11 protein-coding genes are annotated in these 14,050 nt (G+C 72.3%); 3 read left to right on the top strand and 8 right to left on the bottom strand.

Features of this window, described 5'->3' with window-relative positions; genetic code table 11:
• The first annotated feature begins 491 nt into the window (after positions 1-491).
• Both EAD96_RS19610 and EAD96_RS19605 read left to right on the top strand, forming a co-directional pair.
• A complete protein-coding gene (locus EAD96_RS19610) occupies positions 492-2,138 on the top strand; it encodes a right-handed parallel beta-helix repeat-containing protein (RefSeq protein ID WP_121685346.1) in 1,647 nt (548 codons plus the stop codon).
• 42 nt (positions 2,139-2,180) lie between these two features.
• Positions 2,181-2,681, top strand: a complete 501-nt coding sequence (locus EAD96_RS19605) for a DUF421 domain-containing protein (protein ID WP_121685345.1) — start codon at positions 2,181-2,183, stop codon at positions 2,679-2,681.
• A 66-nt stretch (positions 2,682-2,747) separates the two neighbouring features.
• Here EAD96_RS19605 and katG read toward each other — a convergent pair whose 3' ends face one another.
• From katG to EAD96_RS19590, 3 genes are all read right to left on the bottom strand, one after another.
• The gene (gene katG, locus EAD96_RS19600; RefSeq protein ID WP_120569471.1) at positions 2,748-5,024 is read right to left on the bottom strand and encodes a catalase/peroxidase HPI; all 2,277 of its coding nucleotides are present in this window, start codon (positions 5,022-5,024) and stop codon (positions 2,748-2,750) included.
• Positions 5,021-5,476 (bottom strand): Fur family transcriptional regulator, encoded by a 456-nt coding sequence (locus EAD96_RS19595; RefSeq protein WP_091417126.1) that lies wholly within the window; start codon positions 5,474-5,476, stop codon positions 5,021-5,023. The genes katG and EAD96_RS19595 overlap by 4 nt, the downstream gene beginning before the upstream one ends.
• 139 nt (positions 5,477-5,615) lie before the next feature.
• Complete coding sequence (locus tag EAD96_RS19590) at positions 5,616-6,617, bottom strand: glycoside hydrolase family 11 protein (protein WP_120569470.1); 1,002 nt, start codon at positions 6,615-6,617, stop codon at positions 5,616-5,618.
• Positions 6,618-7,136: 519 nt separating this feature from the next.
• On the opposite strand from EAD96_RS19590, the gene EAD96_RS19585 reads away from it, so the two are divergent.
• A complete protein-coding gene (locus EAD96_RS19585; RefSeq protein ID WP_121685344.1) occupies positions 7,137-8,714 on the top strand; it encodes a ricin-type beta-trefoil lectin domain protein in 1,578 nt (525 codons plus the stop codon).
• 30 nt (positions 8,715-8,744) lie between these two features.
• Here EAD96_RS19585 and EAD96_RS19580 read toward each other — a convergent pair whose 3' ends face one another.
• The 5 genes from EAD96_RS19580 to EAD96_RS19560 all read right to left on the bottom strand — a co-directional run bounded on the left by EAD96_RS19580 (position 8,745) and on the right by EAD96_RS19560 (position 14,050).
• Positions 8,745-9,224, bottom strand: coding sequence for a hypothetical protein (locus EAD96_RS19580; RefSeq protein WP_121685343.1), 480 nt, complete (start codon positions 9,222-9,224; stop codon positions 8,745-8,747).
• A gap of 44 nt (positions 9,225-9,268) precedes the next feature.
• Positions 9,269-10,882, bottom strand: coding sequence for a class I adenylate-forming enzyme family protein (locus EAD96_RS19575; RefSeq protein ID WP_199733236.1), 1,614 nt, complete (start codon positions 10,880-10,882; stop codon positions 9,269-9,271).
• Positions 10,883-11,042: 160 nt separating this feature from the next.
• The gene (locus tag EAD96_RS19570) at positions 11,043-11,807 is read right to left on the bottom strand and encodes an ABC transporter permease (RefSeq protein ID WP_121685341.1); all 765 of its coding nucleotides are present in this window, start codon (positions 11,805-11,807) and stop codon (positions 11,043-11,045) included.
• Between the two features lie 23 nt (positions 11,808-11,830).
• Complete coding sequence (locus EAD96_RS19565; protein ID WP_121685340.1) at positions 11,831-12,805, bottom strand: ATP-binding cassette domain-containing protein; 975 nt, start codon at positions 12,803-12,805, stop codon at positions 11,831-11,833.
• A 48-nt stretch (positions 12,806-12,853) separates the two neighbouring features.
• The gene (locus tag EAD96_RS19560) at positions 12,854-14,050 is read right to left on the bottom strand and encodes a glycosyltransferase (RefSeq protein ID WP_121685339.1); all 1,197 of its coding nucleotides are present in this window, start codon (positions 14,048-14,050) and stop codon (positions 12,854-12,856) included.

Genomic DNA, 14,050 nt, shown 5'->3' with positions numbered 1-14,050 from the left:
CCCCCGTGGCCGCGACGAGCGCGGCTGCGAGCAGCAGGCGACCGGCGCGGCCACGGGGGTGTGGCCTGACGGATTGCATGGCTGGGGGACCTCTTCCGTGGGTTCGAAAGGGTGAGCGGGGGTGGGGCGGCCGTCCCGGGTGACGAACACGATGCGCTATCCATGAAAGTCTTTGCAATAGCTTGCGGCAAAGTTTTCGAAACCAGCAAGCAACACGAAGCGGTCCGAATTCGCGGCCACCAGCGGAGATCCACGCTGGACTGAGCGGCCTGCCACCGGTCGCGATTCCCGCTGCGCGGGACGCGGCGAACCGCTTTGCGGGATACCCGCAACTTCCGAGCAGATTTTCCAACGTTTGCGGGCGGCGACTCCGACGTGAGCCGATCCGGGCCTGCCGCGGGCCGCCGGCACGTACCGTGTCGGTAGATCCCGCTCACGGACGGCTCACCCGCCGTGCCCGTGCGCGCCGTCCCGGCCCGAGGGGAGATGCCGTGACCACAGCCGGTGTCCGCCGGTACGCCGTGGCCGGTGCGCCGCTGCTGTGCGACGCCCGGGAACACGGCCTGACCGGCGACGGGGTGACGAACGACCAGCCGGCGCTCGCCGCGCTCGTCGACCGGCTCGGGGACGCGTACGACGCCGACGGCCGGGCCCGGGTGATCTACTGCCCACCCGGGGTGTACGCCGTCCGCGACGCCGCCACCGTCTGGCGCAGGGGCGTGTCGCTGATCGGCGCCGGGCCGGGCGTGACCCGGTTCGTGCTGAGCAACGAGGGCAACCGGGCGCAGCCGGTCCCGCTGGCGTTCCACACCGTCGAGCAGCACGGGGCGAGCCCGGACCGGCACCTCGCCCACTGCATGTTCGCCGATTTCGAGATCGACGGCTCCGGCGTCGCGTCGACCGACTACAACCCGCTGGCGAAAGGGCTGGGGTTGCAGTACGTGACCGGCGGGACGTTCCGCAACCTGTTCATCCACCACACCGCCGCGACCGGGTTCGGATGCGACTTCCTCCAGGACACCGTGATCGAGGGCGTCCGCGTGCTGGAGTGCGGCCGGATGGACGACGGCCTGGAGATGGGCGGCGCCGGTATCGGCATCGGCATCGGCGGGTGGGGGCCGGTCGAGCGGCTGATCATCGCCGACTGCACGGCCGTCGGCAACGCCACGAACGGGATCTTCGTCGAGATGCAGCACGCGGACCGGCCCCAGCCGCGTGGCATCCGGATCATCGGCTGCCACGCCGAGGGCAACCGGTTCGGCATCTCCGACTGGGGCGCCGACGGCCTGATCGTCACCGGGTGCAGCATGGTCGGCAACCTGGAGGCCGGCTTCCAGGTCTCGGCGAAGGGCACCACGGGTGTGCCCGGTCGGGGCGGCCTGCTCACCGACTGCCTGATCGACGGCAACATGCGCGACGGGGTGAACATCGGCAACACCCGGGGCCCGTACACCGTGCGGGGCAACCGGATCACCGGCAACGGCCGCTACGGCTACCACCACCAGGATCTCGGCGAGGGCAACCGGGCCACCGCCGAGGAGATCGTCATCGAGAGCAACGACATCTGGGGCAACAGCCTCGACGGGATCCGGTCGGACCGCCCGCTGCGCGACGCGGTGATCATCAACAACCGGATCCGGAACAACGGCCGCCAGTGCGCCCCGGCCGCCACCGGCGGCGGTGAGTCGGTGCGCTACACCGAGAACACGCTCGTCGACCAGCGGGCGACCTGGCCGGAGGACGGCCACCGGGGCAAGGTGCTCCGCGTCGGGCGGCGCTTCGCGGTGGTCGCCAGCAACGACGGGACCACGCTCGTGCTCGCGTCGAACCGGCCGGGCGTCGCCAGCGCCTGGAGCGCCGACATCCCCGCTCCCGGCACCCCGTACGAGCTGCCGGGCCCGCCACCGAACCGGGCCGGTGTCACGCTGAACGCCACCTGCGACTCGGTCACGGTACGCGGGAACCTGATCCGGGACAGCGGCTCCGGCACGCAGACCGCCGGCATCTGGATCACCGAGCGCGGAAGTTGTCTGAACTGCCGGGTGGTCGAGAACGACCTGGACGGCAACCACACCGCGATCCGCGCCGACACCCCCGCCCTCGGCGGGCACTGGGAGGGCAACCACGGCGACCAGTGACCGCCCCTGGTGTGGGACGGCGGGTTCCGGGTAGGAGCGGGCGTGGGCGACTGGCGGCAGCTGCTGATCCCCGACACCCCGCTGTGGGAGATCGCGCTGCGGGGCAGCGTCGTCTACCTGACGATCTTCGTCCTGCTGCGCGTGCTGCTCAAGCGGGAGAGCGGCAGCACCGGCGTGACCGACCTGCTGGTGATCGTGCTGATCGCCGACGCGGCGCAGAACGCGATGGCCGACGACTACCGGTCCATCACCGACGGCGTGCTCCTGGTCACCGTGATCATCGGATGGGCGTACCTGCTCGACGTGCTGTCCTACCGCTGGCCCGTGGTCGCGCGCCTGGTCAACCCCGGTCCCCTGCTGCTCGTCCGCGACGGCCGCATCCTGCACCGCAACATGCGCCGGGAGCTGATCACCGAGGACGAGCTGTTCAGCCAGCTCCGCCAGCACGGGGTCGAGCGCCTGGACCAGGTCAAGGAGGTGCGGATGGAGTCCCAGGGCCAGTTCAGCGTGATCACCCGGGGGAACAGGGAGCGCCGGGGCTGAGCCGGACGCGGGCGAGCCCCGGCCCGTCGCGGCGCGACGGACCGGGGCTCGGGGAGGTACGGCGGATCAGGCCAGGTCGAAGCGGTCCAGCTCCATGACCTTCGTCCAGGCGGCCACGAAGTCGCGGACGAACTTCTCCCGCGCGTCGTCGCTGGCGTAGACCTCGGCCAACGCCCGCAGCTGCGAGTTGGAGCCGAAGATGAGGTCGACCGCGGTGGCGGTCCACTTCACCTGGTCGGTCGCCAGGTCCCGGATCTCGTACACGTGCTCCTCGGACTCCGCCGCCTTCCACCGGGTGCCCGGGGAGAGCAGGTTGACGAAGAAGTCGTTGGTGAGCACGCCGGGCCGGTCGGTGAGCACGCCGTGCGCGGCGCCGCCGACGTTGTTGCCGAGCGCGCGCAGGCCGCCGACCAGCACGGTCATCTCCGGCGCGGTCAGGTTCAGCATGTACGCGCGGTCGATGAGCAGCACCTCCGGCTGGGTCTTCTCGCCCGGCCGCAGGTAGTTGCGGAACCCGTCGGCGCGCGGCTCCATCACCCGGAACGACTCGACGTCGGTCTGCTCCTGCGTGGCGTCGGTACGACCCGCGTGGAACGGCACCGTCACCTCGACGCCGGCGTCCCGCGCCGCCTGCTCGACAGCGGCCGATCCGGCCAGCACGATCAGGTCGGCGAGCGAGATCTGGGCGCCGCCGGCCGCGTTGAACTCCTGCTGGATGCCCTCCAGGGTGCTCAGCACGGTGGCGAGCTGCTCCGGCTGGTTGACCTCCCAGTTGCGCTGCGGCTCCAGCCGGATCCGCGCGCCGTTGGCGCCACCGCGCTTGTCGGTGGAGCGGTAGCTCGCGGCCGAGGCCCACGCGGTGGAGACCAGCTGGGCGGTGGTGAGGCCGGACTCCAGCACCTTCGCCTTGAGCGCGGCGATGTCGGCGTCGTTCACCAGCTCGTGCGCGACGGCCGGCACCGGGTCCTGCCAGAGCTGGGCCTCGGGCACCCACGGGCCGAGGAAGCGGCTGACCGGGCCCATGTCGCGGTGCAGCAGCTTGTACCAGGCCTTGGCGAACGCCAGCGCGAACTCGTCCGGGTTCTCCAGGAACCGGCGCGAGATCTTCTCGTACGCCGGGTCGACCCGCAGCGACAGGTCGGTCGTCAGCATCGTCGGCCGGTGCTTCTTCGACGGGTCGTGGGCGTCCGGGATGATCGCCTCGGCGTCCTTGGCGACCCACTGCTTGGCGCCACCGGGGCTGGTGGTCAGCTCCCACTCGTAGCCGAAGAGGATCTCGAAGAACCGGTTGCTCCACTGCGTCGGGCGGTCGGTCCAGGTCACCTCGAGACCGCTTGTGATCGTGTCGCCGCCCTTGCCCTCGCCGTACGTGCTCAGCCAGCCCAGGCCCTGCGACTCCAGCGGCGCGGCCTCCGGCTCGGGGCCGACGTGGCCGTCGGCGGGGCCGGCGCCGTGGGTCTTGCCGAAGGTGTGGCCGCCGGCGATCAGCGCGACGGTCTCCTCGTCGTTCATCGCCATCCGGCGGAACGTCTCGCGGATGAAGTGCGCCGCGGCGAGCGGGTCGGCGTTGCCGCGCGGGCCCTCCGGGTTGACGTAGATCAGGCCCATCTCGGTGGCGCCGACGCCGGCCACCATCTCCTTCTCGGAGGCGTAGCGCTCGTCGCCGAGCCAGGCGTCCTCGGGGCCCCAGAAGATCTCCTCCGGCTCCCAGACGTCCTCGCGGCCGAAACCGAAGCCGAAGGTCTTGAAGCCCATCGACTCCAGGGCCACGTTGCCGGCGAGCACCAGCAGGTCGGCCCAGGAGATCTTCTGGCCGTACTTCTGCTTGACCGGCCAGAGCAGCCGGCGGGCCTTGTCCAGGTTGGCGTTGTCCGGCCAGCTGTTCAGCGGGGCGAACCGCTGCCCGCCGTCGCCGGCGCCACCGCGGCCGTCCTCGATGCGGTAGGTGCCGGCGGCGTGCCAGCTCATCCGGATCATCAGACCGCCGTAGTGGCCGAAGTCGGCCGGCCACCAGTCCTGCGAGGTGGTGAGGACCTCGGTGATGTCCCGCTTGAGCGCCTCGACGTCGAGCTTGGCGAACTCCCTGGCGTAGCTGAACTCCGGGCCCAGCGGGTTGCCCTTGGAGGAGTGGGCGTGCAGCACCGACAGGTCGAGCTGGTTGGGCCACCAGTCGCGGTTGCTGCGCGGACGACCGCCGGTCTTCGGGGTCGGCGAGTCGATCGCCGGGTTCTCGCTCTCGCTGCCGTGCGCGGTCACGGAGTCGTGCGCGACCGGGCAGCCGGCCGCCTCCTTGGCGTCCACGCCCTGCGGGCTGACGGGCCGGTTGTCCTGGGTGTCGCTCATCTGTTTCCTTCCGAACTGGCGGATCGCTGGGCGGTACGGTCGGCCGCGCAACCGGGACAGGTGCCCCAGTAGACGACCTCCGCCTCGTCCACCACGAAGCCGTGGTCGTCCGAGGCGGTGAGACAGGGGGCGCGGCCGACGGCGCACTCGACGTCGGCGATGGCGCCGCAGGAACGGCACACGACGTGGTGGTGGTTGTCTCCCACCCTCGACTCGTAGCGGGCCGTGGCGCCGGCCGGCTGGATGCGCCGGATCAGCCCGGCGTCGGTGAGTGCCCGGAGCACATCGTAGACCGCCTGGTGGGACACGGTGGGCTGGTCGGCGCGGACCAGGGCGATCACCGTGTCGGTGTCGACGTGCGGGTGGTCGCGCAGCGCGGCCAGCACCGCCAGGCGGGGCCGGGTCACCCGCAACGAGACCGCCCGGAGCTGCGTCTCGAAGTCGGCCGTCATGCGACGACCTTAGTCCGCTCTTTTGGAATGAATCAAGTTTTTGCGCGGGTGTGTCGGCTGTCACACGACAGTGGTCCGGGCACGCGAAAACGGGGGTGCCGCGCGCCTGGCGCGCGGCACCCCCTCCCCGGAAGAGGGCTCAGGCGGCGGAACAGCTCGCCGTCGGTGTGTTGCTGTTGCCGTTCTTGTAGAGCGTGATGCCGAAGTTGTTGCCGTTGCCGTTCGGGCGTGCGGTGAGCGTGCCGCTGGTGCCGCTGACGGACGCGTTCCAGCTGTTCTGGAGGCTCTGCCCGCCCTGGGTCTGGATGCTGACCACCCAGTTGCTGGTGCCGCTGACCGAGAAGGTCACGTTGAACCGGTCGCCCCACTCCTCGGCCCGACTGACGCTGACCGTGCAGCCACCGTTGTTCGGCGGCGGGGTGGTCGGGTTGCCACCGCTGGTCCCGCCGATCGTGATGTTGGAGTTGCCGCTGCTCTGGTAGCCCTCGGTGGCCAGGATCTGGTAGTCGTGCGAGCCGAGGTTCATGCCGTAGCGCGACCAGGCGTCGAAGTGGTTGCCGGCGGTGATGGTGCCGCCCACGCGCTTCGACTGCCGGACGCTCCAGTACTGGTAGAACGTCCGCGTCCCCTCGATCGAGGGGGCGTTGACCCGCTGGGTGCGGTAGACGTCGTACGTGCCGCCGTCGGAGGACACCGAGCCCATGTAGCCGCTGCCCGGCGGGCGCCAGCTGCCCCAGCTGTCCACGATGTAGTACTCGACGAGCGGGTTGCGCGTCCAGCCGTAGAGCGTCAGGTACGCGTTGCCGGACGGGTTGAAGCTGCCGGAGTAGCTGACCGTCCGCCGCCCGCCCGGGTTCCAGCCCTTGCCGGCGACGAAGTTGTTGATGTTGCTCCACTGGGTGCTGTACTGACCGCCGTTGCCCATGGTCATGGACACGTTGCCACTGTCTTTCCAGAAGGAATAGAAGTAGCCGTTGTTGGTGCCGGTCGAGTTCGACGTGACGGTGGTGTCGGCGTAGGCCGGACCGGACGTGACCGCCGTCGCCCCGGCGGCGATCAGCGCCACGGCGCAGGCTCCGCCGAGGACCATCCTGAGGCGTCCGCGCCTGCGGATGCCCGTGCGGACGGGGGCGTCTTTCATGGACGGGTTTCCTCCCTGTGACGGCTGGCGGGCGGCCAGCCGGGTGGCGCGAGCCGCGGTGTGCTCGCCCGCCCGCGGACGGCGGGACCGGGGCGACAACCGCGCCACGGTGGTGGTCGGACATCGACGTCAATCGAGATACGCCGATGGCCACAGTATTGGAGGCCCGGTTCATCCTGTCAACAAGTTCCGGAAATGTTGTGGTAACCGCGCGTCGAGCCCTGAACGGGCGTTACGGCTGCCGGAAAGGGCGTGCGATCAGCACCGACGGGCCGGTGGCAGCCGCTGAGCCACCGTCTGAGGCGAGGAATCTCCGAAACTTTTCGGGCTCGTTCCGGATCAACACGGTCGCCGTCTCCGCGGACGCCGCGACGGCGGCGGCCGGACCGTCCACATTTGACGGCTCGCCGGTCGGTCGGTTCAATGACGGCCGGACCGGAGTCGGACCCGATTCCGGCCGGGTGAACCGAGGACGTCGCACACCCGTCCGGCGTACGTCATCACCGGAAGGACCGCCCTGTGACAGCCGATGCCCCCGGCCCGCGCCCGCGCCGGATCCCGCGCGGCCTGGTCGCCGCCGGCGCCGCCGGGCTGGCGGCGCTGATCCTGGTGGTCGCCGCCCTCAGCGGGACCGTCGCCGCCGCCCCTGACGACGAACCGGCCGGGCGGGCGGTCTCCCCCGAGCACCTGACCGCGATCCGGACCGCGGCCCGCGCCTGCCCCGCGCTGACCCCGGCACGGCTGGCCGGGCAGCTCATGGCCGAGTCGGGTCTGGACGGGCGGGCCGAACGGACCGCGTCCGGCGGCCGGGGACTGGCCGGCCTGGACGACGAGCGGTGGCGGACCTGGGCGCCGTGGCCGGACGCGCGGCGCACGGACGCCGCCGCCAACATCCTCGCGCTCGCCCACCACATGTGCGACCTGACCGGGCAACTGCGCGCGGCAGCAGTCCCCGGCGACCCGTGGCGGCTGTCGCTCGCCGCGTTCCACACCGGCCTCGACGCGGTCCGCGAAGCCGAGGGGGTGCCCTCGGCAGCGGTCCCGTACGTCGACGAGGCGAGCCGGTACGCCGCCTACTACGGGCGGCAGGACGGCTTCGCCGAAACCGGCCCGGCGGGCGGCGAAACCGAGCGCCGGCAGCCCAAGGCGGTCCCCGCCGCGTACGTCCGCCTGGTGGTGCGGGCCGGCTCGGTGTGCCCGCAGGTGCCGCCGGCCACTGTCGCCGCCCAGCTCATGGCCTCCTCCGGCTTCGACCCGAACCTGCTCGGCGACGGCGGCCGCAAGGGCGTCGCCCAGTTCCGGCCCGAGCTGTGGCGTGCCCACGGGCCGTCCGGCGCCTCGCCGTGGGATCCGCAGGCGGCCGTACCGGCGGTCGGCGCCACGCTCTGCGCGCTGCGGCGGGAACTGGCCGCGCTCGAAGGCGATCCGGACCTGCTGGCGCTGGCCGCGTACCGCGACGGGACCGACGCCGTGCGCCACACCGGCGGCGACTTCGACGCCGGGACGCAGGCGTTCCTGCGTACCGTCCGGGAGTTCGCCGACTTCTACGCCCTGGACGGCAGGCTGCGCGGCACGCCAGCGAGTTCCGGCGCACCCGCCACCCCGACGCCCACGGCGAAGCCGCCGTCCTCGTCGGTCGCGCGCCCGTCCACGCCGACGCCCACCGCGGGCACGTCGAAGGAGCCGGAGAAGCCGTCCGCACCGGTCCGCCCGGCCGGCGCGAAGCAACTCGTCGGCAAGGAGACCGGGCTGTGCGCGAGCGGCGGCAGCGGGGACGGCGTACGCGTCGTCCTGCGGGCCTGCCGGGAGGAGCGTGCCCAGTGGTGGACGTTCGCGTCCGACGGCAGCGTCCGGGACAACGGCGACCTCTGCCTGGACGTGGCCTGGGGCGAGAAGCGCGACGGCGTACCGGTGCAGACCGCGTGGTGCAGCGGCAACCCGGCGCAGAAGTGGGAGTGGATCGAGAGCCAGGGCCGGCGGTCGCTGTTCAACCGGGCGACCGATCGCTGCCTGGACGTCGACGGGCACGCCGCGGGCGCGCCGCTGAACGCCTGGACCTGCGTGTTCAACGTGAAGCAGACCTGGTCGCTGCGCTAGCGGCGCGACCAGGTCGCCGACCGGACCGGGTCAGGGATTCGAGCCCAGGACCAGCCCGAACGCCCCGCAGCAGACCACGCCGAGGACGGCCAGCAGGACCAGCATGACGCTGTAGTTGGACCACAGGCCGAACCGGGTGACGTCGGTGCCGTACCCGTCGTAGACCCGGTTGCGCCATCCGCCGAAGCGGAACGCGAGGTGGTGCGCGGCCCCCGGCTGCACCGCGAGCGTGGTGGTGACGAGCGGGACGCCCATGAAGTCGGTGTACCGGACGTCGTGCGAGCCGGCCGGCACCGCGACGTGCCAGGTCCCCTCGCCGGGGATCGCGACCACCTGACGGTCGATCTTGAAGCGGCTGGTCACCGGCACGGGGATCAGGTACGGCCCGCGGTTCACCGAGACGACGAGCACGCCGCAGCCGGGCGGCGGGGTGATCGGGTGCGGGTAGGCGATCAGCGGGCTGACGCCGCCGGGCATCGGCGGGTACGGCTGCGAGGGGAGGTAGGACACGGCTGGATTCTGGCACGCCCCCGCCAGCCGTCGATCTCCCCCGGTCAGCCCGCGCCGGGCGCTCCGGCGTCGGCCAGCAGCCGCTGTCGCATCAGGAACTTGCGGACCTTCCCGGTCGGCCCCGTCACCACGTCGTCGTCGGGGACCGTCACCACCCGGCGCAGCGTCGCGGCCACCGCCGGCCCCAGCGCGGCCCGGACCCGGCCGGTCCGGTCCTGTGCCGGATCGGCGTCGTCGGCGAGCAGGAGCAGCACGTCGGTGACGGTCGTGCCGTCCTCCCCCGTCGCCGCGAGGACGGTGCAGTCGCGGACGTCCGGGCAGTGCCTGAGGATGCGCTCCTCGGACAACGCGGTGTACAGCCAGGTGCCGCCGCCCAGGTCGACCGCGTCGCTGGCCCGGTCAACGTGGTGGTAGTCGCCGGCCGCGTCGCGGTACATCAGGTCACCGGTCAGGTAGTAGCCGCCCAGCCGGGTGCGGTACGTGGTGACCGAGTCGTTCCAGTAGCCGAGCGCCAGCGTCGGCGACTTGAGGCCGACGTGCCCCACCTGCCCCGGCGCGACCTCCTCGCCGGTGTCCACGTCGAGCAGCGCGATCTCGGCGAACGGGTACGGCCTGCCGACGCAGCGGTCGTAGCGGTCGCTGCCGAGCCGGTGGGTGATCCGGAACGCGCCGTGGCCCATCTCGGTGGAGCCGAGCATGTCGACGAACTTGGAGCCGGGCACGTCGACCATGCCGTCGCGGGTGTACGCGGGGTGGCTGCCGACCGCGACCAGCCGACGTACGTGCGCCTCGTGCGCGCAGTCACCGGTGTTGAACCAGTTGCGCACCGAGCTGAGGTCGCGGGTGGTGAGGTCGACCCGGGCCAGCTCGGACCAGGTCACCGCGAAGCCGAAAACGCCGGTGGGACGCCACCGCTCGATCACGTCCAGGATCGTCTCCGCGCTGCGCTCGAACGGACCGCCCTGCGCGGACAGGCACAGCAGCTGGTAGCCGTTGCAGAGCGCCTGGTTGAGCGTGATGATGCCGGCGGCGTGCGCGGCCGGCAGCGCGGACATCTCCCGCACCTCGCCGTACGGCCGGGACTCGGTGAGCCGGACCGCGCGGATGGCGGCGAACAGGCCGTGGTGCGAGTGGACGATCGCCGCCGGAACCCGGGTGGTGCCCGAGGAGTGGGTGATGACCACCGGATCCCCGGGGTGGTGCCGGTGGTGCGGCGGCGCCTGCGCCGGGTCGCCGGTGCCGGTCTGCGCCGCGTCGCCGAGGATCTCCACGCCGAGGTCGTGCTCGGCCAGGGCGGCGTGGTCGGCGTCGACCAGCACCCCGGTTCCGCGCAGCCGCCTGACGAACTCGGCGGCCAGCGGGATCGGCATGTTGCCGTTCATCAGCGCCGGGATCGCGCCGAGCCAGGTCAGCGCCAGGAAGTTGAGGAACACGTCGGGCGCGGAGGTCACGTACACCGCGATCGGGTCGGCCCGGCGAACGCCGCGGTCCCGGAACCACGCCGCGCGCGCCGCGACCCGCTCGGTCAGGGTGGCGAGCGACAGCGGCGTCCAGGCGGGGATGCCGTCGACGTCGGCGTCGAACGTCACCCGGGGCATGTGCATGTCGGCGCCGTGCTCGGCCAGCCGGAGCAGCACGTTGCCCGCGCCCAGCTCCATGTCGGCCGCCAGCGTCGCCCGGAAGTTGTCGGCACCCAAACGAGTCGCCTCCTCAGCTGACACACGTCACGGCCGGGCCGCCGGCGTACCGGCCGCCGAGCGGGGACACGATCAGGCTAGAGCGCCCGCCACGCTGAGACAATGGTCGATGTACGCGCGGTCAGGAGACGTCGCGGTTGAACAGGTGCGACGACCAGAACAGACTGGCGGCGGCCAGCCCGGACATGATGAGCGCGCCCTGCCACACCACGTTCTGGGTGATCTGGCCGGCGAACAGCGCCCGCATGCCGTCGGTGGCCCAGGCGAACGGGTTCCACACCGCGACCCGCTGGATCCACATCGGCGCCAGCACGAGCGGGATGAGCACGCCGGCGAGCAGCGACACCGGCTGCCCGACGGTGTTCACCAGCACGCCGAGGCTGTTCTCGTTGCGCACCAGCAGCGCGATGTCGTACGAGATCGAGGTGCTCAGCAGCACCATCACCGACAGCAGCGCGTACGACACCAGCAGGTTGGCCAGGTGCACGCGCAGGCCGAACGGCAGCGCCACCAGCGTGACCACCACGGCCTGCACCACGTTGAGGCACACGTGCATCAGTGCCCGGCCCAGCAGCAGGCCGGTCCGGCTCACCGGCGTCACCCGGCACCTGTCGATGATGCCCGCGCGCAGCGCGCTGAGCAGCCCGTACCCGGCGAACAGGCCACCGAACAGGCCCATCGCCACGAACAGGCCCGGTACGTAGATGCGGTACGCGTCGGCGTAGGTCGAGGCGCCCCGGTCGACCATCACCACCTTGAGGAACGGCGCGAAGAGGATCAGGTAGGTGATCGGCTGGGCCAGGCTGAACGCGACCATCACCGGGTTGCGCACCATCAGGCCGGCCTCCTGCTGGAAGATCAGCCAGGTGTCGCGGACGAGCTTCACGCCGTACTCCTCTCGGCGTCCGGTCACTCGGCGAGCGACCGGCCGGTCTTGGCCAGGAACACGTCGTCGAGGCTGGGCCGGCGGGCCTCGATCGCGCCGGGCTCGATGCCCCGGTCGTAGAGCGCCCGCATGATCTGCGGAATGGCGGTGGCGGCGCTGTCCACGTAGAGCCGCAGCGTGCCGTCGACCGGCTCGGCCGCGTGCACGTACGGCGCCTCGGCCAGCAGCTTCGTCGCGGCCGGCAGGTCGCCGGTCTCGCCCGCGACGTCGGCGGCGGCGAAGTCGACGGCGACCACGTCGCCGGAGATCTCCCGTTTGAGCGCCGACGGGGTGCCCTCGGCCACGATCCGCCCGGCGTCGATGATCGAGACCCGGTCGCAGAGGCTGTCGGCCTCGTCCAGGTAGTGCGTGGTGAGGAAGATGGTCATGCCCTCCTCGCGCAGCCGCCGCACCTCCTGCCACATCCGGACCCGGCTGGGCGGGTCCAGCCCGGCGGTGGGCTCGTCCAGGAACATGACCTGCGGCGAGTGGATGACGCCGAGCGCCACGTCGAGGCGGCGGCGCTGCCCGCCCGAGTACGTCTTGATCTTGCGGTCGGCGAAGTCGTCGAGCTGGAACGCGCGGATCGCCCCGACAGCCAGCTCCCGGGCGACCGACTTCGACAGCCCGTGCATCCGGGCCTGGAGCACCAGGTCCCGCCGGGCGGTGGAGTCGTCGTAGGTGCCGCTGGCCTGCGCCACGAAACCGATCCGCCGCCGGACCTGCGCGGGCGCGCGCAGCAGGTCGACACCGGCGATGGTGGCCGCTCCCCCGCTGGGCCGGATCAGCGTGGCGAGCATCCGCAGCGTGGTGGACTTGCCCGCGCCGTTCGGGCCGAGGAAACCGACGATCTCGCCGCGCCCCACCGCGAAGTCGACACCGCGTACCGCGTCGACGTTGGTGGCGCCGCGCCCGCGCCCGACCCGGAAGGACTTGCGTAGGCCGGTGGCCTCGATCATCGAGCCTCCTCGTGCGGCACGACGCCTGCGCGGGTGCGTCAGGTCAGGCTAGTTCGGCCCCGACTGTTGGACAACGGTCGATGCGTCAGGCGCCGGGACCGTCCGTGCCAACGCGGCGAGGTGCGCCGCCGCCGCGCGGGCGCCGCCGGCCGCCGCGAACGACCTACCCACCCGGCGCGCCCCCGTCCGGTACGCGGGTTCGTCGAGCACCGCGCTCAGCGCGGCGGTCAGCTGCGCCGGAGTCGCCGAGTGGAAGGAGACCTCCAGGCCGGCGCCGGCCCGGCGCACCTGACGCGCCACCGCCGGGTGGTCGTGCCGGATCGGCGCGACCACCACCGGCACGCCGTGGGCCAGCGCCTCGGACACGGTGCCCAGTCCGCCGTGGGACACCAGCGCGTCCAGCCGCGGCATCAGCTCCAGCACCGGCACCCGCGGCGCGACCAGCACGTGCGGCGGCGGGTCGGGTACCAGGCCGGCGGCGGCGGTGAGGACCACCTGGACCCGGTCGGCGAGCGGCGCGGTGGCCGCCGTGATCCGCCGGTAGAAGTCAGCGGCCAGGTGCTCGGCCATCGTCCCGACCGTGACCAGCACGTGCCGGCGGCCGGGATCCCACTCCTGCCAGGCGAACGCGGGCGCGTTCGGCCGCCGTCCCAGCGCCGGCCCGGTGAGCACGCAGCGCGGCGGAAGCGGCACCGGGCCGGTCAGCGCCGTCGTGGTCAGGCCGATCACGAGGTACGGCGAGAAGCGCAGGTCGATCGTCTCGTCCACCGGCACGTCGGTCATCGCCCACACCCGGCGGACCTGGGCGTCCACCCAGTCGGTGAACTCGGGCATCTCCTCGGTCGGCGGGGTCAGCTCCAGCATGCCGACGCAGAACGTCGCCCACGGCAGCCCGCGGCGGTGCGCGGCCAGCGCGCCCGCGAGCGCGTACTGGTCGGCCACCACCACGTCCGGCCGGTACCGCTCGACCGCCGCGTCGGCGGCGTCGCGGACGAACCGGTTGGCGGGCAGCACGTGCCCCTCCCAGAGGCTGCGCACCGAGGCCGCCCCGGACGCCCCGTCGGGGCGGTAGTAGCGCTTGCCGGTGGGGAACAGCGCGGCGTCCGGGCCGACGAGCGGGTGCAGGTCGCTGCGCGGCCCGACCCAGGCCACCTCGTGCCCGGCCGCCTCCAGTTCCTGGGCGATGGCGACCGGGGCGTGCAGATGGGACTCCACCGGCAACACGACGAACAGGAAGCGAGCCAC

Source organism: Micromonospora sp. BL1 (assembly GCF_003667485.1).
Taxonomy (GTDB): Bacteria; Actinomycetota; Actinomycetes; order Mycobacteriales; family Micromonosporaceae; genus Micromonospora; species Micromonospora tulbaghiae.
Note: the sequence above shows the minus strand (reverse complement) of the source record. Positions and strands in the feature narration are given on the sequence as shown.